At 63.6% G+C, this 22,988-nt stretch carries 22 protein-coding genes; 10 read left to right on the plus strand and 12 right to left on the minus strand.

Translation table 11 applies throughout. The annotated features are described in order from the left end of the window. Positions 1 to 195 precede the first annotated feature (195 nt). On the plus strand, positions 196 to 909 hold the full coding sequence (locus ACM9ME_RS03945) for a phasin family protein (RefSeq protein ID WP_415642136.1): 714 nt from the start codon (positions 196 to 198) through the stop codon (positions 907 to 909). A gap of 71 nt (positions 910 to 980) precedes the next feature. On the opposite strand, the gene ACM9ME_RS03950 is transcribed toward ACM9ME_RS03945, so the two are convergent. Further along, positions 981 to 2,828 carry a S8 family serine peptidase gene (locus tag ACM9ME_RS03950; protein ID WP_415642137.1) on the minus strand — a complete coding sequence of 616 codons (1,848 nt, stop codon included), beginning with the start codon at positions 2,826 to 2,828 and terminating at the stop codon, positions 981 to 983. A 155-nt stretch (positions 2,829 to 2,983) separates the two neighbouring features. Here ACM9ME_RS03950 and clpS point away from each other — a divergent pair, with 155 nt between their 5' ends. Then, on the plus strand, positions 2,984 to 3,313 hold the full coding sequence (gene clpS, locus ACM9ME_RS03955) for an ATP-dependent Clp protease adapter ClpS (protein WP_415642138.1): 330 nt from the start codon (positions 2,984 to 2,986) through the stop codon (positions 3,311 to 3,313). A gap of 4 nt (positions 3,314 to 3,317) precedes the next feature. On the opposite strand, the gene ACM9ME_RS03960 is transcribed toward clpS, so the two are convergent. Together ACM9ME_RS03960 and ACM9ME_RS03965 are read right to left on the minus strand one after the other, a co-directional pair. Further along, on the minus strand, positions 3,318 to 3,503 hold the full coding sequence (locus tag ACM9ME_RS03960) for a hypothetical protein (protein WP_415642139.1): 186 nt from the start codon (positions 3,501 to 3,503) through the stop codon (positions 3,318 to 3,320). Positions 3,504 to 3,521: 18 nt separating this feature from the next. Next, entirely contained in the window at positions 3,522 to 4,232 is a 711-nt protein-coding gene (locus ACM9ME_RS03965; RefSeq protein ID WP_415642140.1) for a Crp/Fnr family transcriptional regulator, read from the minus strand. Positions 4,233 to 4,385: 153 nt separating this feature from the next. Here ACM9ME_RS03965 and murA point away from each other — a divergent pair, with 153 nt between their 5' ends. Then, on the plus strand, positions 4,386 to 5,669 hold the full coding sequence (gene murA, locus ACM9ME_RS03970) for a UDP-N-acetylglucosamine 1-carboxyvinyltransferase (RefSeq protein WP_415642141.1): 1,284 nt from the start codon (positions 4,386 to 4,388) through the stop codon (positions 5,667 to 5,669). Here murA and maiA read toward each other — a convergent pair. From maiA to zapE, 3 genes are read right to left on the minus strand one after another with little or no spacing between them, the layout of a single operon-like run. Then, a complete protein-coding gene (maiA, locus tag ACM9ME_RS03975; RefSeq protein ID WP_415642142.1) occupies positions 5,666 to 6,298 on the minus strand; it encodes a maleylacetoacetate isomerase in 633 nt (210 codons plus the stop codon). The genes murA and maiA overlap by 4 nt on opposite strands. After that, entirely contained in the window at positions 6,295 to 7,734 is a 1,440-nt protein-coding gene (locus ACM9ME_RS03980) for an acetyl-CoA acetyltransferase (protein WP_415642143.1), read from the minus strand. Before ACM9ME_RS03980 ends, maiA begins: the two co-directional genes overlap by 4 nt. Then, a complete protein-coding gene (gene zapE / locus ACM9ME_RS03985) occupies positions 7,731 to 8,837 on the minus strand; it encodes a cell division protein ZapE (RefSeq protein WP_415642144.1) in 1,107 nt (368 codons plus the stop codon). Before zapE ends, ACM9ME_RS03980 begins: the two co-directional genes overlap by 4 nt. Positions 8,838 to 8,899: 62 nt before the next feature. Between zapE and ACM9ME_RS03990 the strand changes: the two genes are divergently transcribed. The 6 genes from ACM9ME_RS03990 to ACM9ME_RS04015 all read left to right on the plus strand — a co-directional run bounded on the left by ACM9ME_RS03990 (position 8,900) and on the right by ACM9ME_RS04015 (position 14,263). Continuing rightward, complete coding sequence (locus ACM9ME_RS03990; RefSeq protein WP_415642145.1) at positions 8,900 to 9,655, plus strand: sulfite exporter TauE/SafE family protein; 756 nt, start codon at positions 8,900 to 8,902, stop codon at positions 9,653 to 9,655. A 31-nt stretch (positions 9,656 to 9,686) separates the two neighbouring features. Beyond that, positions 9,687 to 10,382 carry a DUF1223 domain-containing protein gene (locus tag ACM9ME_RS03995; protein WP_415642146.1) on the plus strand — a complete coding sequence of 232 codons (696 nt, stop codon included), beginning with the start codon at positions 9,687 to 9,689 and terminating at the stop codon, positions 10,380 to 10,382. A gap of 11 nt (positions 10,383 to 10,393) precedes the next feature. Continuing rightward, positions 10,394 to 11,104, plus strand: a complete 711-nt coding sequence (locus ACM9ME_RS04000; protein WP_415642147.1) for a cytochrome b/b6 domain-containing protein — start codon at positions 10,394 to 10,396, stop codon at positions 11,102 to 11,104. Further along, on the plus strand, positions 11,101 to 11,865 hold the full coding sequence (locus tag ACM9ME_RS04005) for a molybdopterin-dependent oxidoreductase (RefSeq protein ID WP_415642148.1): 765 nt from the start codon (positions 11,101 to 11,103) through the stop codon (positions 11,863 to 11,865). The genes ACM9ME_RS04000 and ACM9ME_RS04005 overlap by 4 nt, the downstream gene beginning before the upstream one ends. 16 nt (positions 11,866 to 11,881) lie before the next feature. Continuing rightward, positions 11,882 to 13,102 carry a class I SAM-dependent methyltransferase gene (locus tag ACM9ME_RS04010; protein WP_415642149.1) on the plus strand — a complete coding sequence of 407 codons (1,221 nt, stop codon included), beginning with the start codon at positions 11,882 to 11,884 and terminating at the stop codon, positions 13,100 to 13,102. Positions 13,103 to 13,210: 108 nt separating this feature from the next. Then, positions 13,211 to 14,263: a DUF3667 domain-containing protein gene (locus tag ACM9ME_RS04015; RefSeq protein ID WP_415642150.1), complete on the plus strand. Its 1,053-nt coding sequence runs from the start codon at positions 13,211 to 13,213 to the stop codon at positions 14,261 to 14,263. On the opposite strand, the gene ACM9ME_RS04020 is transcribed toward ACM9ME_RS04015, so the two are convergent. Continuing rightward, positions 14,264 to 14,905, minus strand: a complete 642-nt coding sequence (locus tag ACM9ME_RS04020; RefSeq protein WP_415642151.1) for an EF-hand domain-containing protein — start codon at positions 14,903 to 14,905, stop codon at positions 14,264 to 14,266. Positions 14,906 to 15,037: 132 nt separating this feature from the next. Between ACM9ME_RS04020 and ACM9ME_RS04025 the strand changes: the two genes are divergently transcribed. After that, positions 15,038 to 16,276: an argininosuccinate synthase gene (locus ACM9ME_RS04025; RefSeq protein ID WP_415642152.1), complete on the plus strand. Its 1,239-nt coding sequence runs from the start codon at positions 15,038 to 15,040 to the stop codon at positions 16,274 to 16,276. Here the strand turns inward: ACM9ME_RS04025 and ACM9ME_RS04030 are convergent. From ACM9ME_RS04030 to hflK, 5 genes are all read right to left on the minus strand, one after another. Beyond that, complete coding sequence (locus tag ACM9ME_RS04030; RefSeq protein WP_415642153.1) at positions 16,273 to 17,547, minus strand: cytochrome P450; 1,275 nt, start codon at positions 17,545 to 17,547, stop codon at positions 16,273 to 16,275. The genes ACM9ME_RS04025 and ACM9ME_RS04030 overlap by 4 nt on opposite strands. A gap of 190 nt (positions 17,548 to 17,737) precedes the next feature. After that, positions 17,738 to 19,357, minus strand: coding sequence for a helicase HerA-like domain-containing protein (locus ACM9ME_RS04035; RefSeq protein WP_415642154.1), 1,620 nt, complete (start codon positions 19,355 to 19,357; stop codon positions 17,738 to 17,740). A 40-nt stretch (positions 19,358 to 19,397) separates the two neighbouring features. Then, positions 19,398 to 20,939: a Do family serine endopeptidase gene (locus ACM9ME_RS04040; RefSeq protein WP_415642155.1), complete on the minus strand. Its 1,542-nt coding sequence runs from the start codon at positions 20,937 to 20,939 to the stop codon at positions 19,398 to 19,400. A gap of 69 nt (positions 20,940 to 21,008) precedes the next feature. Then, positions 21,009 to 21,872 (minus strand): protease modulator HflC, encoded by an 864-nt coding sequence (gene hflC, locus ACM9ME_RS04045; protein ID WP_415642156.1) that lies wholly within the window; start codon positions 21,870 to 21,872, stop codon positions 21,009 to 21,011. After that, positions 21,872 to 22,972: an FtsH protease activity modulator HflK gene (gene hflK / locus ACM9ME_RS04050; RefSeq protein ID WP_415642157.1), complete on the minus strand. Its 1,101-nt coding sequence runs from the start codon at positions 22,970 to 22,972 to the stop codon at positions 21,872 to 21,874. Before hflK ends, hflC begins: the two co-directional genes overlap by 1 nt. Positions 22,973 to 22,988 lie beyond the last annotated feature (16 nt).

Raw genomic sequence — 22,988 nt, forward strand, 5'->3', positions numbered from 1 at the left:
TACAGCGGGTCACAACGGGATTTCGCGGGAAATTACGGGATTAATGCCCTTGGCAAGGATTACTGGTTGATGTTGGCCTTATGATCTTGATCAGGTCTGCCTTAGTCTATTTTGTTGCACTGCAACATTTTGCTTGAAATCAGTTCAGAAGGCACTTATTGTGCAATGCAGCATTAGTGAGTGAGGTTGAATCACATGGCCGATTCGAAGTCAACAAAACCCGTTGCCAAACAACCCGCTCCAAAGGCGGTTAAGCCAGCAATCAAGAAGGTTGCTCCGGCCGCCAAGGTGATCGCGCCGGCCGTTGCAAAGACGGTCGCACCCGCACCGGTTGTCGCGCCGGTGGCGATCAAGACTGCGCCGGTCGCTCAACCCGTTTCCGTGGCGCCCGTCGCCGCACCCGTCATCAAGACCCCGGCTGCGCCTGCGGCCGTCATCCAGAAGGAAACTACCATGAACGACACCGTCACCAAGTTCGCCGAAGACGCCAAGATTCGCACCGAAGCCGCCATCGGCGACTTCCAGACCCGCGCCAAGGCTGCGGTCGAAAAGGGCCAGGCCGGCCTGGGCGAAGCGATGGAATTCAGCAAGGGAAACATGGAAGCAATGGTCGCGTCGGCCAAGGTTGCCGCCAAGGGCGCGCAGGACATTGCCAGCTACACTGTCGAATATGGCAAGGGCGCCGTGGAAAAGGCCGTCGCCGACACCAAGCGCCTGTATTCGGTGAAGTCGCCGGCCGAGTTCTTCTCGCTGCAGACCGAAATCACCAAGGGTGCGGTCGATGAAGCCGTCGCCCAGGTTTCGAAGTTCACCGAAAGCTATCTGAAGCTGGTCGGCGAAATGGTTCAGCCGCTGTCGAACCGCTACGCGCTGGCCGCCGAAAAGGTAAAGACGGCCGTCGCTGCCTAAACCTTCGCAGCTTACAAGATCGAAGGGCCGTGCGGAGCAATCCGCGCGGCCCTTTTTCTTTGCCTCGCAGCCTAATGGTTCGAAGCCCAGGCCACTGCAGCCTTGGGGTATAACAGCTTGAGCCCTTGATCCCCCTCCGAAGCACTCCCCAGCAGCCCGTCCTTCACCTGCGCCGCGGTCAGGGTTGGTTTGACCGCCAACATCTGGGCGGCGGCACGCGCGACCAAAGGCGCGGCCATCGAGGTACCCGATTCGTGCACCACGATATCGCCGGGCCAACGCAGTTTGACCGCCTCGCCTTGCGCATAAAGATCCACGCTCTTGCCGAACACCGTGAACGACGTGGGACGCCCATTCGTGCCCGTCGCCCCGATATGCATCAGGTTGGGCAGCTGGAACTTCTCGGTCGCATCGGCCTGAATATCGTCGGCCTGATTGCTGTTACCGGCAGCAACGACGAACAGTATGTTCGGCGACGATCGCATGAGATCGCCTAATGCATCGGCAATGGTCTTCTGCATCGCAATGCCGCGCATCTTGGCCTTTGCCTGATCGGTTTCCACCCCGAGATCGAGCAATTGCTGCGTGATTTCGTCGGCGGTCAGGCCCCAGCTCATGCTGACCACGCGGACGTCGGTCCCGCGCATCCGCGGCCCCGAACGCTTGATCGCATCGGCCCAGCGCGCAACCACCGCCTCGTCATAGGCCAACGGCAGCTTGTTCTCGCCAAAGCCCCAAGGCAGCGCGGCCAGATTGTATAGTCGGACATACGGCGCCTCGTCGGCGATCTCGCTGGCGCAGGCGGTGCCATGATTGCGGCCACCATTTTCCTGCCCGGCGTTGACATCGTCGCCTTGGTCCGACGTGTTGGCGTTGCGCCCGCGCTCCGCAAACAAAACAGCCTCTGGTGTGTCGAAACCGAAGCGCAAATCGAGTTCGCCTTTGTCGAACGCCATCTGCGCCGCCATGCGGGATCGAAGGAACTTACTCGGCAGCATGATCGAACTGGTGCGCGGTCGAAGCGCAATGTCGTAGGTCGGGCCGTTCCAATCGTCCGCGACGCCATTGCCGTCATTGTCGCGCCCGTCGAGCGGCTCTGCCGGATCGTGCGCCAACTGCCCGGGGAACAGCGTGCCGTCATATCCCGAATCCCATACTGCAACGACAACCGGCTTGGCGGTGACGAACGCCGACGCCTCGGGCTGACGCTGCGGCCAGATATCGATCGGCCTGTTGGCCGGCGCATCAAGCCACGCGCGCCCCGCAGCCACGAATTGCGCGCGACAGGGCGGCAAAGCCGTCGCCCCGACGCGCCATAATGCGAGAGTAAGACCCTGCGCCACGTTGAGCGAGCCGCGCTGGCGGGCAGGCGGATCGAGCCGGCCAACGGCCGTACCCGCGAAATAGGGAACGCTGGCGACCTGCAGCGCGCCGAATGTGCTGAGAAACTGGTCGCGAACAACCGCCGGATCGGCCCCCGCGAGAATATCGGTCATATGCGTCGCAGCCACATCGCAGCGCCTATTGTCAGGCACGCCAATCTGCACGGTCGCCAGGTCGGTGCTGAGCGCACCCAGCCGCTTGGTTTGCGGTTTGGTCTGCATCGCGCGGTATTCGGCGATCAGGCGCACCGCGTCGTCTTTGCGCTCATCCAGGATCGCCACAGCGGCGAGGCCGATGACGATCTGACCACGCAGCTGCGTGTCCTGCACGTCGTAATCGCGCAGCACGCGCTCGCCTTCCTTGCGCAACGCAGGCAGCATGGCGAGAAACGCCGGCGTCGCCATAACCTCGCTGGGCGGCTGGCTGAACGCAAAACGCACGGGGGGCAGATCGGATGAGGAGCGGATAGCCGGGCGGTCGGCAGCCAGGCTGGGCACGCTAAACATCAAAGCAGTCGCGGCGACGATGGTCTTCACAAAAAATCTCCCCCGGTTGCGAGCCTTATTAAATGTGACGCACAATTGGTTGCAAGCGCCGCTATGCTGATCGCCGGGGCGCCGTGTCACAATCTTTGCCATCGGACCTTGCCCGCACCCGTGGTGACGCCTTATCTTCCGGCGTGATGATCACGATGAACGACAGACGCCGCAGCGACGACAAGGACGGCACCGGCGTGGGGCTGGCCACGCGCACGCGTGCCAAGACCAAGGAACCGGCGCAATATAAAGTGCTGATGCTCAACGACGATTACACGCCGATGGAGTTCGTCGTGTTGTGCCTGCAGCAGTTTTTCCGCCTGAGCATGGAGGATGCGACGCGTGTCATGCTGCATGTTCACCAACGCGGCGTCGGGGTGTGCGGCACATTCACATACGAAGTGGCGGAAACCAAGGTGACGCAAGTGATGGATTTCGCGCGCGAAAATCAACACCCACTGCAATGCACGCTGGAAAAAGCGTAACCGCCTAACGCGATTCCTCGCTGGCGTGTTCGTCGGATATGCGCGCCTGTTCTGCGGCCTGCAGCAGTAGTTCGGCGCTTTGCTGCGCGATTTCCGCCGACATGGTTGCAACCAGCCCGTCCGGGCCATTCAAAGTGACAAAACCGCCCGCGCCATGGACGTGGAAGGGTTCATCGATCGTCGTTTCCATTACCAACCTCCGACGCTTTTAACGATCCGAAGGGTAGAGGTATCCATCATCGAACTCGGCTTCGCGGTGCAATTGCGCCAAATCGAGAATCCGCACCGTGCCGCGCGAAAAGGTTACCACATTGCGCTCGCGCAGGTCGCGCAACACACGGTTGGTATGCACCGGGGTGATGCCGCACGCCGAGGCAATGTCGCTTTGCTGGAGGGGCAGCGCAAAGCTGCGTCCTTCGCTCAGCCCGACCATGCGCAGCCGCCGCTCGGTTTCCGCGAACAAATGGGCCACGCGGCCTGATGCGCCGAGACGGCCCAGCCGGAAAATCCATTCGCGGTGCATCGCGGCGTCGAGCAATGTCGAGAACCACATTTGACGCGCGAGATTGGGAAATTCGACGATCAGACGCTCGATCGCTTCATGCGTAAACCTGGCAACCTTGACCGGCGTCATCGACCCGACATCGTGATCGAGCACGCGCAACGGAAACGAATGCAGATCGACGAAGTCACCAGGAACGTGCAGCGCAACCAATTGCCGCTCCCCATCCGCGCCATCCATATAGCGCGTCATGAACCCCTCAAGCAGCAACATGCAAGTCTCGACCCGCTTGCCATGCGGCACGATGATCTGGCGGGCCGGAAACTCGACGATGGCATCGACCGACGCTTCCAGCGCGGCGAGTTCGCCGTCGCTTAATTCGCCGCGACGGCGACCGGCGAGGAACTTCTCCAACATGCGACGCGCCCCTTCCCGCAAACGTCGCGGCATCGGCGACGTTTGAGTTTGCAGCGCCATACCCTACGCCCATAATCCGTAAATTGATGCAAATCATTTGAGGAGTAACGGGCAGACTGGACCAGTCGTTCGCGCCCGCTACAACGCTGGACGATGGACCGTATCCACATCCGCGGCGGCAACCGCCTCAATGGCCGCATTCCGATTTCGGGGGCCAAGAACAGTGCGCTGACCTTGCTGCCCTGCGCGCTGCTGACCGACGAACCACTGACGCTGCGCAATCTGCCGCGCCTCGCCGATGTCGACAGTTTTGGGCATTTGCTCAATCAGCTTGGTGTCTCGACGATGATTGAGGGTGCCCGGCCCGAGGATTTCGGGCGGGTGATGACCGCGCGCGCCGGGCGGGTCACCGCCACGACCGCGCCCTATGACATCGTTCGCAAGATGCGCGCGTCGATCCTCGTGCTTGGACCGCTGGTCGCGCGGATGGGTGAAGCGACCGTGTCACTCCCCGGCGGCTGCGCGATCGGCAACCGCCCGATCGACCTGCATTTGAAGGCGCTCGAAGCGTTCGGCGCGAATGTCGAAATGGCCGCGGGCTATGTGAAGGTCTCGGCCCCCGGTGGACGCGTGCCGGGCGGAACGATGGTGTTCCCGGTGGTCAGCGTTGGCGCAACCGAGAACGCTTTGATGGTTGCCGTCCGCGCCAAGGGCACCTGCGTCATCGAAAACGCAGCGCGCGAGCCCGAGATTGTCGATCTGTGCAACTGCCTCGTCCGCATGGGCGCGAAAATCGACGGGATCGGCACATCGACTCTGACTATTGAAGGCGTCGACCGGCTGCATGGGGCGACCTATGCCGTCATGCCCGACCGGATCGAGGCGGGCAGCTATGCCTGCGCCGTCGCGCTGACCGGCGGAGCGATCGAGCTGACCAACGCCGACGCCAGCGAAATGGGCGCGACGCTCGACGCGCTCAAATTGGCCGGTGCCGACGTCCGCGTCGAAGGCAGTTCAATCCATGTCTCGTCGGATGGCCAGCTAAGCCCGATCGACCTCGAAACCCTGCCCTACCCGGGGTTTGCCACCGATATGCAGGCGCAATTTATGGCGATGCTGACGCTGGCATCGGGTGAAAGTCATTTGACCGAAACCATCTTCGAAAATCGCTACATGCACGTCCCCGAATTGGCGCGAATGGGCGCGGACATCACCGTCAACGGACGCAGCGCGACCGTCCATGGCGTCGATGGTCTGACCGGTGCACAAGTCATGGCGACCGACCTGCGCGCCTCGATGAGCCTGATCATCGCTGGCCTCGCCGCAGAGGGAGAAACGAAAGTCAGCCGCGTCTATCACCTCGATCGGGGTTACGAACGGCTTGAGGAGAAGCTGTCCGCCGTCGGCGCGGATATCGAGCGAGTCAGCGACGGTTAGGGTACAAAATCCGGCTGGGCTTCTGGCGCCGCCGCTTTGAACGCTGGTAGTTCGGCGCACGCCGCCTCAATCTCCAGGATCCGCGGCCAGCGCAATTCCGCCCCGAAACGCCGCGCATTCGACAATTGCGGGACCAGCAACACATCGGCCATCGTTACTTTGTCGCCGAAGCAGAACGGCCCCTCTTGCCCGGCGATCAGCGCGTCACACGCTTCGAGCCCGTCCTCGATGATCCGCGCCGCCCAGGCGTCGATCCCGTCCTGATCCTGTCCCAGTGCGCGAAGCATTTTGAGGACTTTCAGGTTCTGCACCGGGTGCACGTCGCAGGCGATCACCTCGGCAACGGCACGGACCTGCGCGCGGGCGATCGGATCGGCGGGAAGCAAGGCGGGTTCGGGATGTGTTTCTTCCAACCATTCGAGAATCGCCAGACTTTGCGTCAATGTCGTCCCGTCATCGAGTGTGAGGGCCGGAACAAAACCCTGAGGATTGACTGCCTGGAACCCACCTTCGAGCTGCGCGCCCTGACCCAGATGAATCGGGACCGTATCGAACGGCACGCCTTTGATCGTCAGACCCAGCCGCACGCGCCACGACGCGGTCGAACGCCAATAGCCGTAGAGCGTCATGTCATTCTCCAATGGCGGTCTTCGCCGGTGATTGTGCCGAATTGGCCGACCGGCTCACCCGTACCGCTGGTCAACCAGGCGATCAGATCGCCATCGGCGCGATCGATGCGCGCCAAGGTCCGCGCACCCGCACCGGTTCGTGCCACAACGACGCCGCCACGTGGTTCGCCATCGCGATCGTAGAAAACGGTGCAGGTTTCGATACTCGCCGGGCCACGGTAGTCCTCGTCAAGCAAGGGTATCGCGCCGCGCGCGCCATCCGCTTCGGCCTGGACATCATAGCCGCCGCGCCGTCGCTCGAACGGGCGGCCGGCGAGCGCGATACAATGGTTTTCGGTCGCAAAGCCGCCATTGGCGAACAGAAATCCCGTGCCCCCGCCGCGCAGCTTGAGCGTCATCGCGGCGACCGCGTGACTCATATAGTTGCCGATCGGCCCGCCGCCAAAGGTCAGCCCACCGACGACACTGGCGGGCTTTTCGAGCGGCCAATGGACGATCCGCCGCGCCATTTTTGGAACGCAGGGAAAACAGCTGTACAGCTCGACATGGTCGAACGCATCGAGCGTATTCGCCGCCAGCGTTGCGCCGATCGACGACGCCATACTGACGCTGAAATCGTAGCGATCGCGTGCCAAAATGTCCGACGGCTCCTTCGCCGCTGCGCCGTCGCCAACGAACACCAGCAATTGCTCCGCGACCCCGCGCCGCCGCGCTTCGGCGAGGCTCGTGACGATGAATCCCGCGCCTTGGTTCACGCTCGAATTGGCGACCTGCAGCTTGGTGTAGGGAAAGGCGATCGGTCGGTTGGCGAGCGATGGCATGATGACCTCAGCCGCGCTGACCGCCGTTCGCAGCCAAGCCGCCTCGTTCGCCGCCGCGACTTCGGACATCCCCGCCCAGATCGCGCCAGACTCCCCCTGCGCTTCGGCGAGCGTCTGGCCCCATGCTGCGCGACAGGCATTTTCGTAAAGCGGATAAACATCGACCGGCGCGACCAAGCCATATTGCTGGGCATAAGTCGGATGCCCTTCGCGCCGCCGCGCCCGCACCGGGTCGACATTGACGCGCTTGCGCGCCGTGCGCAGCGCCTCGCCGCCCGTTACCAGCGCGATACGGCTTTCGCCGCGCTGGATCGCATCGGCGGCGTCGTTGAGGTAGCGGATCGGGGTATCGCCATGCGGCAATTTCGATTGCCGCGCACTGCCGGTCATACCGACGGCGTCCGCAATGCGCGGCGACAGATCGCCCAGATCGGGCCAGGCAATCTGCGTCACGACCGACAGGCTGTCCGCATCGGCTAGCACCCGCGCGCCCGCATCGTACTCCGCGCGCCGCAACGCCTCGATCATCATTTCGCCGGGATCGAGCCGATCCTCGCGGTCGTTGATCTGTCCGACGCCCGCGAGGACGGGGATGCGTTCGGGATCGAGGCTCACGCGCCATGCCCCCGCGCGAGGTATTCGTCCGACGCCATCTCGTGCAGGCGGCTGGTCGTCCGCTCGAACTCGAATTTGCCGTCGCCCGCGATATACAGGTCTTCGGGCACGGCATCCGCCGTCGCGATCAGCTTGACGTTATGTTCGTACAACGTGTCGATCAGCGTGACGAACCTTGCCGCTTCGTTGCGGCTTTCCGGGCCGAGGCGCGGAATGCCGACCAGGATCACGCTGTGATACCGCCGCGCGATGGTGAGGTAATCACTCGCTCCGCGCGCCTCGCCGCATAGCTTTTTGAAGCTGAACACGGCCACGCCCTTCAAACTCTTGGGAACGTGCAGCATCCGCCCGCCGCCCAGGTCAAGATCGGCGGAGGGAACATGCGCCGCATCCTCGGGCTCGAAATCGGTCAGCCGGAAAAACGCCTCGCGGACCTTGGCCGTCGCCTCGGGGCCGTTGGGGACATGCCAGCTCTCGACCCCCGCCAGCCGTTCCATGCGGTAATCGGTCGGCCCGTCGAGCGGCATCACGTCGAGAGATGCCTCGATCAGCGCGATGAACGGCAGGAACAACTGTCGGTTGAGCCCGTCTTTATACAGCCCCGACGGCGCGCGGTTGGACGTTGTCACAATGGTCACACCCGCTGCGATTAACCCGGTGAACAGCCGGGACATGATCGCGGCATCGGCCATGTTGTTGACGACCATTTCGTCGAATGCGAGGCAGCGCGCCTCGTCTGCCAGCGCCGCGACGACGGGCGCGATCGGATCGCCTATCTCCTTTGCGCGCTCGACCCGCAGGCGCTGGTGCACCTCGAGCATGAATTCGTGGAAATGCACGCGGCGCTTGCGGTCGATGTCGAGGCATTGAACGAACAAATCCATCAGCATGGACTTGCCCCGGCCAACACCGCCCCAGAGATAAAGACCGCGAACCGATTCTGCCCGACGACCGGTCAACCGCCACAACACGCTGCCGCGCTTGGGCACGGCCTCCAATTGCGTCTGGACGCTCGCCAGCCGCGCCGCGGCCTGTTCCTGTGCGACGTCGGGGCGCAATTCACCCGAAGCGACGAGTTGGCGATAGCGGTCGAGCACATTCACGAATGCCGCTCTCGCGAACCCGTGCGCGCATCGCAACGGCATTTTGTGTATCGGCGGCATTGATGAACGTTGACGACCTCGCTTTGGCCTTCTCCGCCGGTATCATTGGCGGCGCGATGAATGCACTAGCAGGCGGCGGCACGTTCGCCACGTTGCCCGCATTGATCGCGCTCGGCCTGCCCGCGAACATCGCCAATGCGACGAGCAATGTTGCGCTGCTGCCCGGTGCGGGGACCAGTGCATGGGCCTATCGCGATGAACTCGAACCTCTTGGCGGCATTTCGATCCGCACATTGGCCGCAATCACGTTTGCTGGCGGGCTCATCGGCAGCGTGCTGCTTGTCCTCACGCCTACCCGCGCATTCGACCTGATCATTCCGTGGCTGTTGCTGTTCGCGTTTTTCGTAATGGCGTTCGGACGCAGCGCATCGGCGTGGCTCAACCAGCGGGTAACCATTGGGGCCCGAACGCTCAAGTCCGTGCAGGCTTTGCTCGGCATCTATGGCGGCTATTTCGGCGGTGGCGTCGGGCTGATCACGACGGCGGTCTACGGCCTGCTCTCCGGCGCACATCCACGACAGCTATTCGCGCCGCGGACATTGATGCTGGCCGTCGCCAACCTTGCCGCGGCGATGGTGTTCATCGCGTTCGGCATGGTGCGATGGGCGGCGTGCCTGCCGATGCTGCTCGGCGCAGTCATCGGCGGCTGGGTTGGCGCGCGGCTGGGCAAGCGATTGCCGCACGGCGCGGTGCGGGTTTGGACGTTGCTGGTAACCGGCGTCACGACCGGCGTGTTTTTCTGGCGCGCCTATGCGTAACCGGATCGCGTCATCGCGCGTATCTCTGCATATGCGCCTCACCTCTCTCATCGCCCTGCTGGGCACACTCGCCGCTTGTCAGGCGCAATCCCAGCCGGCTCGCCCGGCCAACCCGCCGGGTCTGACGGTCATCGAACTGTATCAGAGCCAGGGTTGCTCCAGCTGCCCGCCCGCTCTCGCGGTGCTCGATGTCGAGGCCAACCGGGCGGACGTCATCGCGCTCAATTTCGCAGTGACCTATTGGGATCAGCTCGGCTGGAAAGACCGTTTCGCTAAACCCGCTTTTACTCAGCGCCAGTGGGATTATTCGCACGCCGCGCGGCGCGGTAATGTCTCCACCCCGCAACTCATCGTCAACGGTGGTCGGGCGATCGTCGGCAGCAACGAGGCGCAGGTCAATCAGGCGATTGCCCAGAACCGGCTGGCCAGTCAGCCGGCCATCGCAGCCCAAGGCGCAACATTGGCCATCGCGGCCCAAGCGAGCCTTTCGGGGACCGTATGGATCGTGGACTATGACCCGCGCCGGATTCCAGTCCCCATCGCGGCTGGCGAAAATGGTGGCCGTACCTTGATCCACCGCAACGTCGTTCGCGCACTAACACCTGTCGGCGAATATCGCGGGCTGGTTTTGAAGGCGCCGCTGCCGCCGCGCGTCGCTGGCCTAGAGCGGGTGGTGCTGATACAGAATGGCAAAGGCGGACCGATCGTCGCGGCGCGGCGTATCTAGGGGATGACCGAATGAGCGACGGCAACTTCGTTTACCGCCACCGCCTGTTCACGCGCGTATGGCATTGGGTAAATGCCGTCGCTGTGATCTGCATGGTCATGTCGGGATTGATGATCTCCAACGCACATCCACATTTATATTGGGGTGAGTTCGGCGCGAACCTCGACCAGCCGTGGTTCAACCCGCCGACATTTCCAGCGTGGATCACCATTCCGTCCGGCTACAGCTTGGCGATCGGGCGGCACTGGCATTTGTTCTTCGCCTGGGTCTTTGCGTTCGGGCTGCTCGCTTATATCGTTGTCGGGCTGATCAACCGGCATATCCAGCGCGACGTGGCACTGACCCGCGCCGACGTCGCGCCGCGCCATTTGTGGCAGGATATCAAGGATCACGCCCGCTTACGCTTCGCGCATGGCGACGGCGCGGTGGCGTATAACCCGCTGCAGAAGATCGCTTATGGCGGCACGTTGTTCGTATTGTTCCCGCTGGTCATCCTCACCGGCCTCGCGCTGTCGCCGGGCTTCGATGCCGTCACGCATTTGACGGCGCTGTTCGGCGGGCGGTCGACGGCGCGGTCGCTGCACTTTGTGGCCATGTCCGGGATTGCCGGGTTCATTGTCGTCCATCTCGCCTTGGTCGTGCTGGCGGGGCCATGGAACGAGATCCGCTCGATGGTCACCGGCTGGTACGATACGCGATCACACGATAGGCCATTGGCATGACCGGGATCATCACACGGCGTGCCTTGGTGACCGGCGCCGTGGCCGGCGGTGCCAGCCTGCTCGGCGGCTGCGACAAGCTGTCCAACAATCCCAAATTTCTCGATCTTCTGTCGACCGGCGAGAAAGCCAATTTCGGGTTTCAGCGGCTGTTGCAGGATCGCACCGCGCTGGCCCGCGAATATGCGCCAAACCAGCGCTCGCCGATTTTCCGCGCGAATGGGACGCGCATGCCGGTCGGGGCCGCCTATGCAAGCCATGTCGCGGCCGATTTCGCCGACTGGAACGTCGTCATCGACGGGCTGGTGGCGCGACCGATGCAGGTCGCGCTCGGCCAGTTGCGGCAAATGCCCAGCCGCAGCCAGATTACCCGTCACGACTGCGTCGAGGGCTGGTCGGCGATCGCCAAATGGACAGGTGTGCCGCTGAAATTCCTGCTCGATCGTGCGGGCATCCTGCCCCAAGCCAATTACATCGTGTTCTGGTGCGCCGACATGATGGGCAATGGCGCGCCTTATTATGAATCGATCGACCGCGTCGACGCGGCGCATCCGCAGACGATCCTTGCCTATGCGATCAACGATGGCCCGATCCCGGTGCAAAATGGCGCGCCGGTGCGGATGCGGATCGAGCGTCAATTGGGCTATAAGCACGCCAAATATGTTCAGCGCATCGAAGCTGTCGCGAGCCTCAAGAACATCCGCGGCGGCAAGGGCGGGACGTGGGAGGATAACTCCGGATACGAATGGTATGCCGGGGTTTAGCTGCTAAAACTATATCATGGCCCTGATCGACACGTTCCTCTCGCGCGGAGTTAAGCGCGGCACCCTGACCCTCACCGATACCAACGGAACGCGCAGCTTTGGCACAGCCGAACCCGGCTGGCCCGATGTCGCGGTGCGCTTCACCGATGCGGGCGTCGGCCGCTACATCGCCACGCACCCCCGCCTCGGCGCAGCAGAGGCGTTCATCGACGGCCGACTGGTCCTCGAGCGCGGCGACATCATGGATCTGCTCAGCCTGCTCCGCCGCAACAATCGATGGGACAAGGGTGGCGATATCAAGGACGCGTCGGCGCTCAGCCGCGGGTTCGGCGCGCTGAAGGGGCGGCTCTCGCGCCTCAACTGGGAGCGCAAGTCAAAGGCCAATGTCGCGCATCATTACGATCTCGACGAGCGGCTCTACCGCCTCTTCCTCGATGCCGACCTGCAGTACAGCTGCGCTTACTACACCGACCCCGCCAACAGCCTTGAACAGGCGCAGGCCGACAAAAAGGCGCATATCGCCGCCAAGCTGGCGCTCAAACCCGGTCAGCGCGTGCTCGACATCGGTTGCGGCTGGGGCGGCATGGCGCTGTATTTGCATCAGAAGACCGGGGCAGAAGTGTTGGGCGTCACGCTGTCCGAAGAACAACTTCGGGTCGCCCGCGAACGCGCCACCGCAGCGGGCGTCGCCGACCACGTCAAATTCGAACTGATCGACTATCGCCGTGTCCAGGGACGCTTCGACCGCATCGTTTCGGTCGGCATGTTCGAACATGTCGGCCCGCCGCATTACCGCCAATTCTTCAGCAAGGTGCACGATCTGCTCACCGAAGACGGCGTCGCCCTGATCCACACGATCGGCCGCATGGGCAGCCCCGGCACCACCGACGCGTTCACGCAAAAGTATATTTTCCCGGGCGGCTATATTCCAGCGCTCTCCGAAATCGTCGAGGCGAGCGAGCCGTTCCGCCTGATTGCTACCGATATCGAAACGCTGCGGCTGCATTACGCGCTCACGCTGCGCGCCTGGTATGCGCGCACGCTGGCGCATCAGACGGAGATCGAGGCGCTGTACGACGCGCGCTTCTACCGCATGTGGACCTTCTATCTCGCCGGCGCGGCGACCGCGTTCGAGGATGGCGGGTTGTGCAATTACCAGCTGCAATTCGCGCGTGACCGGCACGCCTTGCCAATCACGCGCGATTATCTGGGTGAGGCCGAGGTACGCCTCAAATAATCCGTTTCAGTCTGACGGAATGCCGTCGAGCACACGCCAGCTTGTGCGAATGGCCCTGTCCGGCCTACCCAATGGATCAATTCACGGCGCAGGGGCTGGCGGGACGCGATGACATCGGCATTTGAAGCTGCGGGCGATGCGATAAGCGGCGCGGTGTTCGGCCGCGCGGTCGAACCGTCGCACGGCGAAGCAGCAGGCGACGGGCACGGCCATTGTGCCAATTGCGGCACGACGCTGATCGGCGGCTATTGCCATGCGTGTGGCCAGAATGCGCACGTCCATCGCACGATCGGCGGGATTGGTCACGAAATCGCCCACGGCGTGTTCCATTTCGAAGGCAAGATCTGGCGCACCATCCCATTGCTGGCGTGGAAGCCGGGGGAGCTGACGCGCCGCTATATTCATGGCGAGCGGGCGCGCTTCGTCTCACCGATGGCGCTGTTCCTGTTCGCCGTGTTCCTGACGTTCGCGGTGTTCGAAAGCGTTGGCGGCCCGATACGCGTCGGCAATGGTTCCGACCTGATGCATTACGACATGGCCGTGGACATCGCCAAGGCACGCACCGACCTGGCGAATGCGCTGGCCACGCCGGTCCCGGCCGACGCCAAGGCTGCCCATAAGCGCGATGCGCATATCAAGGCTTTAAAAGCCGACATCGACGGCATGCAAAAGGGCCAGAACTATCTTAACGGCGAAGCCAGCGCGAGCGATGCCGCCAAGGATTTCAACGTCAATACCGGTTCGGCCGAGGCGGACAAGCGCATCACCGAAGCCCTCAAAAACCCCAAGCTGACGCTCTACAAGCTGCAATCGAGCGCGTATAAATACGCCTGGGCGATGATCGTTTTGTCATTGCCGTTCATGTGGCTGATGTTTCCGTTCCGCCGCGACGTGCACCTTTACGATCACGCGGTGTTCGTCACCTATTCGTTGTCGTCGGTGATGCTGTTGCTGATCCTGATGGCACTGGTCGCGCCGCTCGGGGTGCAGACCGGCTGGCTGTTGGCGCTGTTCCCGCTGCACTTGTTCATCCAGCTGCGCGGTGCCTATCAGCTCAGGAAGCGGTCCGCGCTGTGGCGGACGATGGCGTTGCTCATTGCAGCGTTCATCGTCCTCACAGGATTTATTACCTTGCTTCTGGTCCTCGGCCTGATGGCCTGATCAACCTGCCGGCGGTGGCGGCGGCGGCATGTCGCCCATCGGCGCGCCGTGCATCCGACCCCCATGTTCACGCATCTTCGCAGCCCATGCCTGCATCGCCGCGCGACGCTCTTCGGGTGTGACCGTGCCGTCATGGTTGGCGTCGAGCAGGTCGAACCGCTTCAGCGCGCCGCTGACGGCTTCCGCCTGGGAAATACGACCGTCCTTGTCGCCATCGGCCATCATCATATGCCCCGCGCCCGGTCCGCCATGATGCATCATCATGACGTGGTGACCCATCATCCGGTCGGGACCACCCGGCGCCGTAGGATGGCCGGCCATCATGCCATCCGGCCCAGCCGGGCGGGCGGTGAATTCTTCGCGACTGACCGCGCCGTCGTGATTGGTGTCGAGCCGGTCGAACGCCCTGGCACGGTGCGCCGCCATGCGTGTCTCGGCAGCAGCGTGAATCTCGTCCGGCGTGACGAACCCATCCTTGTTGATGTCGGCCAAGGCGAATTCGGCGCGCGCTTCCTGCTCCGCCTGGGTCCGCGTTACCGCCCGCGCCCATTCGGCCGCGGGTCCGCCGGCCATTTGCGCCAGCGCCGGAAGTGCCAATGTCGTCAGTCCCGCCGCAGTGGCGAGCAGCAAGGCCTTGAACATTATTCCGCTCCTCGAATCCTGTGGCGCGAAGATGCCGCCGCCAAGCTGTATCGCGGTTGAACGCGTAACGAGGTGGCGCACTTGCGCCGCAATCCCTATCGGCCACGCCTGATTCGATTGCGGGAAGACACTATGAGCGACGTGACGCGGCCAGAAATCAACAAGGTGGTGCTGGCATTTTCGGGCGGGCTGGACACCAGCGTCATCCTCAAATGGCTGCAGCAGACATATCATTGCGAGGTCGTCACCTTCACCGCCGACCTCGGCCAGGGCGAAGAACTGGAACCGGCGCGGGCGAAGGCGCGGCTGATGGGCGTCAAGGAAGAGAATATCTTCATTGACGACCTGCGCGAGGAATTCGTTCGCGATTACGTGTTTCCGATGATGCGCGCCAACGCGCTGTACGAGGGGACGTATCTCCTCGGCACGTCGATCGCGCGGCCGTTGATCGCCAAACGCCAGATCGAGATCGCCAGGATGGTCGGCGCCGATGCGGTCAGTCACGGCGCGACGGGCAAGGGCAACGACCAGGTCCGTTTCGAACTCGGCTATTATGGGCTCAATCCCGACATCAAGGTCATCGCCCCGTGGCGCGAATGGGATTTGACCAGCCGCGAAGCGCTGATCGCGTTTGCCGAGGCGCACCAGATTCCGATCCCCCGCGACAAGCGTGGTGAATCCCCATTTTCGACCGATGCGAACCTGCTGCACACGTCGTCGGAAGGCAAAGTGCTTGAGGATCCCTGGGCCGAAGTTCCCGAATACGTCTTTTCGCGCACCAACAGTCCGGAGGAAGCGCCGGACACACCGCAATACATCACGATCGATTTCGAACGTGGCGACGCGGTGGCGATCGATGGCGAAGGCTATTCGCCAGCATCGCTGCTCGCCAAGCTCAACGAGCTGGGCAAGACGCATGGTATCGGCCGCCTCGACCTGGTCGAGAACCGTTTCGTCGGCATGAAATCGCGCGGGATGTACGAAACGCCGGGCGGGACGATCCTCCACATCGCGCATCGCGGCGTGGAGAGCATCACGCTCGACAAGGGTGCAATGCACCTCAAGGACGAACTGGCGCCTCGTTATACCGAGATGATCTATAACGGCTTCTGGTTCACGCCCGAGCGGCGGATGCTGCAGGCGGCGATCGACCTTAGTCAGGAGAACGTCACGGGCACCGTGCGACTTAAGCTGTACAAGGGTTCGGCCACCGTCGTGGGGCGCAAGTCGCCGGTGCAGCACAATCTCTATTCGGCGGACATCGTCACGTTCGAGGACGACGCCGGGGCTTACGACCAGCGCGACGCCGAGGGCTTTATCAAGCTCAACGCGCTGCGCCTGCGTTTGCTCGGCCGGCGCGAGGGGCTTTAGGCCGCAGCGAAGCGGATCGGCAGGCGCTTCAATCCGCCGACGAAAGTCGACTCGACCCGCGCCGGTTCGCCGGTGAGTTCAAGGCTGGTCAAGCGGGGGAGCAATTCCTCGAACAGGATGCGCATTTCCATGCGCGCGAGGTGCTGACCGAGGCAGACATGCGCGCCATAGCCGAACGCGATCTGGTTGTTCGGCTTGCGGTCCGGATCGAACTCGTCCGGGCGCTCGATCGCCGCCGCATCGCGATTGCCGCTGATATAGCACAACATCAGCCAGTCGCCCGCCGCGATCGCCTGGTCACCGATCACGGTATCTTCGGTCGCCGAGCGCATGAAATGCTGCACCGGCGTGGTCCAGCGGATCGCCTCGTCGATCAGCCCGGCAAAGTCGGCATCGGGCCGGCAATAACGGTCGAACAAAGCGGGAGACCTGGCCAGTTCCATGATCGCACCGGCGGTCGACGCGCTGGTCGTGTCGTGACCCGCCGTGGCGACGATCATGTAATAATCGTTGGTCTCGCGGTCGGGCAGCGGCTGGCCGTTGATCGTCGCCTGAGCGAGCACGGTCGCGATGTCATCGCGCGGCGCGGCGCGGCGGCTCTCGGTCAGCGCGCGGAAATAGCCGTAGAAATCGGCGATGACGTGCTGCAGCATCGCAATCGCCTGATCCGCCGAGGTGATCGCGGCGCGCGCACGGTTGAGTTCGGGATCGGTCGACCCGAATAATTGCTGCGTCAGCATCAGCATGCGCGGCTCGTCCTCGCGCGGCACGCCCAGCACGTTCATGATCACGCGTAACGGATAAAAAGCCGCGACATCGCGCGCGAAATCGATCTCGCGTGGGCCGGCGAGCATCGCATCGACGGTCTCGCGCGCGATCTCGCGCACCCGTGCCTCGATGGTGCGCAGATTCTTGGGCATGAACCAGCTCTGCGTCAGCAGCCGGTATTTCATGTGATCGGGCGCATCCATCTGGACCAGACTGCGCACCAGATGGCCGTCGGGCTGAATCGCGCGCGCCAGTTTTTCGCCGTCCCGGTTGGTCAGAACGGTGGGGCGTATACCCGAAGCAAAACGCGCATTGTTGCGGCTGACCTCCAGAATGTCAGCATGGCGCGTCACCGCCCAGAATGGGTCGAACCCGTCGGCTTCGGCGAGCCCGACCGGCGCGTGGTCGCGGGCCCAGGCGAAGTTTTCGAGAAGACCGGTCCACTCGCCATAGGCTTTCGGACTGACCAACGAATCGGCGATTTCGGGTGGCAGCATGGTCATCGCGCGGTGGATCGATTCACACGGTTCACATGTGCCAATGTCTTATCCTCCCGCTCGCTTCGTCGTGCCGGTTCACACGATTCACATGTGCCAATCATCTTGTCGACAAGCGCAAGTTGCAAGGACGGCGGCATGCCGCGAGGCTGGCACAACAAGAGGTGTGTAGGACAGCGAAATCGCGCAGCAGTTGTTACCGCCCCTTGAACAGTCCGCCCAAAATACCGCGCAGCAATTGCCCGCCGAGTTGCCCGGCAACCTGTCGGCCGACCGACGAGGCAACCGAGCGCGCCGCCGATTGCATCATCTTGTCGGCCAGCGACGGCTTGGCGGCCTCGCGCGCCACCGCTGCCGCTTCACGCGCCGCGGCGGCATCGGCCTGGGCCTTCACGCGCGCGGTGGCGAGCGCGGCTTGCGCCTGAGCCTTGGCGGTTTGCGCGTCGAGCTTGGCCTGTTCGGCGGCGGCCTTGGCCGCGTCGGTTTCCGCTTTGGATGCCGCCGCTGCTGCCGCCGCCTCGCCGGCCTTGGCGGACAGGAGTTCGGCGGCGGATTCGCGGTCGATCGCCTCGTCGTACTTGGCACCGATGCCGTCGGTCTGGATCATGACCTTGCGCTCTTCGGGCGTGATCGGTCCGACGCGGCTGCCCGGCGGCGCGATCAGCGTACGCTGAACCGGCGCGGGCGAGCCATCGGGCTGAAGCAGCGAAACCAACGCCTCACCGATCTTCAATTCGGTGATAACGGTCGCGACATCGACATCGGGGTTGGCGCGGAAGGTCGTCGCCGCCGCGCGCACCGCTGCCTGATCGCGCGGGGTGAAGGCGTTCAACTTGTGCTGGATGCGGTTGTTGAGTTGCGCCGCGACGGCATCGGGCACGTCGATGGGGTTTTGAGTGATGAAATAGACGCCGACGCCTTTGGAGCGGATCAGGCGGACGACCTGTTCGATCTTGTCGAGCAATGCCTTTGGCGCATCGTCGAACAGGAGATGCGCCTCGTCGAAGAAAAAGCACAGCACCGGCTTGTCCGGATCGCCAATCTCGGGAAGCGTCTCGAACAGCTCGCTCAGCAACCACAACAGAAACGTGGCGTAGAGCTTCGGGCTCGCCATCAATTTGTCGGCAGCGAGGATGTTCACCACGCCGCGCCCGCTATCGTCGAGCGCGATCAGGTCATGCAGGTCGAGCGCGGGTTCGCCGAAGAAATGCTCGCCGCCCTGGCTGCGCAATTGGAGCAGCGAGCGCTGGATCGCACCGACGCTCATTTTGGAGACGTTGCCGTAGGTGATCGTCAACTCGTCGGCGCGTTCGGCACAGGCGGTGAGCATCGCGCCGAGATCGTCAAGGTCGAGCAGCAGCAGCCCGTCCTTGTCGGCGACGTGGAAGGCGATTTCGAGCACGCCCGACTGAACGTCGTTCAAGTCCATCAGCCGCGCGAGGAGCAACGGCCCCATCTCGCTGACCGTCGTGCGGACGGGATGGCCCTGTTCGCCGAACAGGTCCCAGAACTGCACCGGATTGTCGTGATATTTCCACGCCGCGTCGCCAACATCGGCGGCGCGCGCGGCAAAGATTTCGTGGTTCTTGCCGGTCGGCGATCCGGCCATGGCGATGCCTGACAAATCGCCCTTTACGTCCGCAATGAAGGTCGGCACGCCCGCCGCCGACAGCCCTTCGACGATGGTCTGCAGCGTCACCGTCTTGCCGGTCCCGGTCGCCCCCGCGATCAGGCCGTGGCGGTTGGCGCGCTTCAATTGGAGCGCCTGGGGGTTAGCGCCGCCCGAGGCCGCGCCGATAAAGATGCTGTCGGTCATGCCCCGAGCCTAGGCTTAGCCCAAGCCCGGGGAAAGAGGCCTATTTTGCCGGCTTGAGCTTGATCGGCACGTATTGCGGCTGGGCGCTGCCACGACGGGCATAGACCAGCACGTTCGACCGCCCCGCCGCGCGAGCGGCGTTGACCGCCGCCGCCACGTCGGCACCCGAAACGACGGGGCGTTGATTGATCTGCAGAATCACGTCGCCGCGCTTCAAGCCCTTGGCCGACGCGTCGCTCGACGGATCGGCACCCGAGATGACGACGCCCTGCGTCCCTTCCGGAACACCAATCTGGCGGGCGATGATCGCGGTCAGCGGCTGGACCGTCAGGCCCAGTGCGTTGGTTGCCGCGACCGTGTCGGCCTGCTGGTCGTCACCGCCCAGCGTGCCATCGTCGCCCTGCTGTTGCTGGTTGAACCCGGCGAGTGCCTCTTCCGACGGTCGCTCGATCAGCGTCGCGACAACCGACAGGCGCTTGCCGTCGCGGATCAGTTCGATCGGCACCTTGCTGCCGACGGGCAAATTGGCGACGATGAACGACAAGCTTTCGTCGGGCGTCACGTCGCGGCCGTTGACCTTGACGATCACGTCGCCCTGTTTGATCCCGGCGCGCATCGCGGGCTGGCCGGGCTCGACCCCCCCGACGAATTCACCGCGATTCTTGGGCAGGCCCAGCGCATCGGCCATGCCGTCGTCGAGCTGGCGGATCTGGATGCCGAGATAGCCGCGCTTGATCTTCGCGCCACCGCGCAGTTGATCGACGATCGGCTTGGCCAGTTCGGCGGGGATCGCGAAACCGATGCCGACATTACCACCCGAAGGCGAGAAGATCATCGAATTGATGCCGATGACGTTGCCGTTGAGGTCGAACATCGGCCCGCCCGAATTGCCCGAATTGATCGCGGCATCGGTCTGGATGAAGCGATCGAACGGACCGCCGTTGATGCTGCGGTGGATCGCCGAGACGATGCCGGCGGTCACGGTGCCGCCAAGGCCGTAAGGCTGGCCGATGGCGACGACCCAGTCGCCGACGCGCGAATTCGCCGAGTCGCCGAAACGGACGAACGGCAGGTTCGCGCCATCGATCTTCAAGACGGCGAGGTCGGACGTCGCGTCGCGCCCGATCAGCCGCGCCTGATATTCCTTGCGGTCACTCATCGTCACCGTGATCTGGCCGACCGGCGCATTGTTCGCCTGTCCGCCCGAAATGACGTGATTGTTGGTGACGATGTAACCGTCGGCGGAGATGATGAAGCCCGAGCCGAGCGAGGTCTGCTCACGCGTCACCGGCTGCCCGCCGCCGCTGCCGCCGCCGAACAGGTCACCGAATGGCGTGCCGGCGAACGGGTTGGTCTGCGCTGCCACCTTGACCTGGCTGGTGGTCGAGATGTTGACCACTGCCGGCTGCAGCTTGGCGACCATGTCGGCAAAGCTCATCGGCGCGCCGACCTTGGGCGCGGCGGCCGAGATGGCGCCGGGCTCGTTTTGCGCGGTCTGCGCCGACGACGGGGTCTGCATCAGCATCGTCGCAGCGGTGCCGGCGACCAGCGCCAGGGCAGTCATGGGATAGGCGTAACGCATCTAAAGCAATCCTCGCATCTATTCTTCAGGCGCGCGCTTCGCGCCACACGGCTGAATGCCGATTGAACATCATTTACCACCCCCGCGGAACTGGCGAAGGTAATCGTTGCTGGGCGACAGGATGATCGACGCGCCACCCTGGGGCGACGAGCCGTCAGTGCCGAAGGTCCGTTCATACGACTGCATCGCGCGATAGAAGTCGTAGAAGTCGGGATCCTTGCCATAAGCCGCGGCATAAATGCCCGCCGCTTGCGCGTCCGCATCGGCGCGGATGATCTGCGCGCGCTTGAACCCCTGCGCGCGGATGGTCAGCGCCTGTTGCTGCCGCGCCGAACGCATCGAATCATAGGCTGCGGTCAACGGCGTACCGTCGGGCAGATCGGCTTTCTTGATCCGCACGTCGACGATTTCCGCGCCATATTGCCGCGCGACGCGATCCAGCCCGATGCGGATATTGTTCATGACGATGCCGCGCTCGGGGCTGAGCAATTCGGCGAAGCGCCGCTTGCCGAGTTCGTTGCGCAGCGCCGAACCGAGGTTGGGTTTCAGCGCGTCGGTCAGGTTTTCCTCGGTCTGCGCGGTGATGACCATGCGCAGCGGGTTGGTGATGCGATAGCGCGCGAACGCATCGATATTGAGGCGCAGCTGATCGGTCGAAATGACCTGCTGCCGCTCCATGTCGATATCGCGCACGCGCTTGTCGACCCACACCACCTTGTCGACGAACGGCACGCGGGCGAGGATGCCCGCACCGGTCGCGCCGAAGCGTTCGCCGGGGTGATAGACGTTGAACACCTTGATCGGCTGACCAAAGCGCAAAACCACGCCCTGTTTGGTCTCCGGCACGATCGAGAAGGTTGCCGAGGCGAGGATCAACAGCGCCACCGCGACGATCGCGACGAGCTTTGGAGTGCGTCCCGCACGTTCGAACATCAGCGGCCTCCTGTCTGGGCTTGGGCCGTCGGCGGCGCCTGCGGCCGCGCGGGCAGCGGCAGATAGGCACTGACGCCCGGCTCCACGATCGTCTTGTCGGTCTTCGCCAGCACCTTCTCCATCGTCTCGTAATACATGCGGCGGCGGGTCACGCCCGGCGCCGCCTTATACTGGACGAACACACGGTCGAACGCACCGGCGTCGCCCTGGGCCTTGGCGATGATCTGTTGCGCGTAAGCATTTGCTTGATTGGTGCTCGCCTGAGCATCCTGTTGCGCGGCCGTCACGTCCTTGAAGGCGTCGTTGACCGCGTCGGGCGGGTCGGCGCGCTGCACCGCCACACCCTGAATCCGGATCCCGGCGTTATATTTGTCGAGCAGCACCTGCATGCGCAGCGCCACTTCCGAGCCCAGCGCATCCCGGCCCGGCCCCAAAACTTCGTTGAGCGTCATGTTGGCGACCGCCGCGCGCATCGCGCTTTCGGCGACCGAATTGATCGTCGAATCGGGATCGGACAGCTGAAACAGATATTGTTCGGGCGATTTGATGTTCCAGCGCACCCGGTAATCGAGGTTGATGATGTTCTGATCGCCGGTCAGCACCAGTTTCTCTCCCGCACCCTCCGGGATGTCGATGAAGCGGATGTTTTCGACATTGACCACCTGCACCCGGTCGATCGGTGCGGGCAGCGTCATCTGAAACCCGGGCTGGAGCGTGTAGGCATAGCGCCCGAGGCGCGTCACCACGCCGCGTTCCTGCGGTCCTATCGAGTGCGAGCTGGTGATCACCAGAAACAGGCAGACCAGACCGAGCGCGGCATAGCCCCATAGTCCGCGGCCGGGCAGCGCGGGCATGCCGCCGCCAAAACCGCCGCCGCCACCATTCCCGCCGCCGCGCAACGCGCGCAGCTTGGTCACGAAATCCTCGACCGCCGGCTTGCCGCGCACGGTCTTGGGCTTGCCGCCCTTGGGGGGCAGGTCCCATGGATTGCGCGGCCCCTCCGGCTTGGCGTCGCCGCCGTCTGCTCCGCGACCGCCCCATGGGCCGTCCTCGTTCATCATCGCGCCGTTGTGCAAAGCCGCCCCGTTTGTGACCGTCATGGTGACGACGGATATA

It is taken from the genome of Sphingomonas antarctica, assembly GCF_965137005.1.
In the GTDB taxonomy this organism is placed as follows: Bacteria; Pseudomonadota; Alphaproteobacteria; order Sphingomonadales; family Sphingomonadaceae; genus Sphingomonas_O; species Sphingomonas_O antarctica.

Excerpts from the sequence above, each read along its gene's own strand:
- ACM9ME_RS03945 (WP_415642136.1), top strand. The coding sequence starts at position 196 with ATGGCCGATTCGAAGTCAACAAAACCCGTTGCCAAACAACCCGCTCCA.
- clpS (WP_415642138.1), top strand. The coding sequence starts at position 2,984 with ATGAACGACAGACGCCGCAGCGACGACAAGGACGGCACCGGCGTGGGG.
- ACM9ME_RS03960 (WP_415642139.1), bottom strand. The coding sequence starts at position 3,503 with ATGGAAACGACGATCGATGAACCCTTCCACGTCCATGGCGCGGGCGGT.
- ACM9ME_RS03965 (WP_415642140.1), bottom strand. The coding sequence starts at position 4,232 with ATGTTGGAGAAGTTCCTCGCCGGTCGCCGTCGCGGCGAATTAAGCGAC.
- murA (WP_415642141.1), top strand. The coding sequence starts at position 4,386 with ATGGACCGTATCCACATCCGCGGCGGCAACCGCCTCAATGGCCGCATT.
- maiA (WP_415642142.1), bottom strand. The coding sequence starts at position 6,298 with ATGACGCTCTACGGCTATTGGCGTTCGACCGCGTCGTGGCGCGTGCGG.
- ACM9ME_RS03990 (WP_415642145.1), top strand. The coding sequence starts at position 8,900 with ATGAACGTTGACGACCTCGCTTTGGCCTTCTCCGCCGGTATCATTGGC.
- ACM9ME_RS03995 (WP_415642146.1), top strand. The coding sequence starts at position 9,687 with ATGCGCCTCACCTCTCTCATCGCCCTGCTGGGCACACTCGCCGCTTGT.
- ACM9ME_RS04000 (WP_415642147.1), top strand. The coding sequence starts at position 10,394 with ATGAGCGACGGCAACTTCGTTTACCGCCACCGCCTGTTCACGCGCGTA.
- ACM9ME_RS04005 (WP_415642148.1), top strand. The coding sequence starts at position 11,101 with ATGACCGGGATCATCACACGGCGTGCCTTGGTGACCGGCGCCGTGGCC.
- ACM9ME_RS04010 (WP_415642149.1), top strand. The coding sequence starts at position 11,882 with ATGGCCCTGATCGACACGTTCCTCTCGCGCGGAGTTAAGCGCGGCACC.
- ACM9ME_RS04015 (WP_415642150.1), top strand. The coding sequence starts at position 13,211 with ATGACATCGGCATTTGAAGCTGCGGGCGATGCGATAAGCGGCGCGGTG.
- ACM9ME_RS04020 (WP_415642151.1), bottom strand. The coding sequence starts at position 14,905 with ATGTTCAAGGCCTTGCTGCTCGCCACTGCGGCGGGACTGACGACATTG.
- ACM9ME_RS04025 (WP_415642152.1), top strand. The coding sequence starts at position 15,038 with ATGAGCGACGTGACGCGGCCAGAAATCAACAAGGTGGTGCTGGCATTT.
- ACM9ME_RS04030 (WP_415642153.1), bottom strand. The coding sequence starts at position 17,547 with ATGACCATGCTGCCACCCGAAATCGCCGATTCGTTGGTCAGTCCGAAA.
- ACM9ME_RS04035 (WP_415642154.1), bottom strand. The coding sequence starts at position 19,357 with ATGACCGACAGCATCTTTATCGGCGCGGCCTCGGGCGGCGCTAACCCC.
- ACM9ME_RS04040 (WP_415642155.1), bottom strand. The coding sequence starts at position 20,939 with ATGCGTTACGCCTATCCCATGACTGCCCTGGCGCTGGTCGCCGGCACC.
- hflC (WP_415642156.1), bottom strand. The coding sequence starts at position 21,872 with ATGTTCGAACGTGCGGGACGCACTCCAAAGCTCGTCGCGATCGTCGCG.
- hflK (WP_415642157.1), bottom strand. The coding sequence starts at position 22,972 with ATGACGGTCACAAACGGGGCGGCTTTGCACAACGGCGCGATGATGAAC.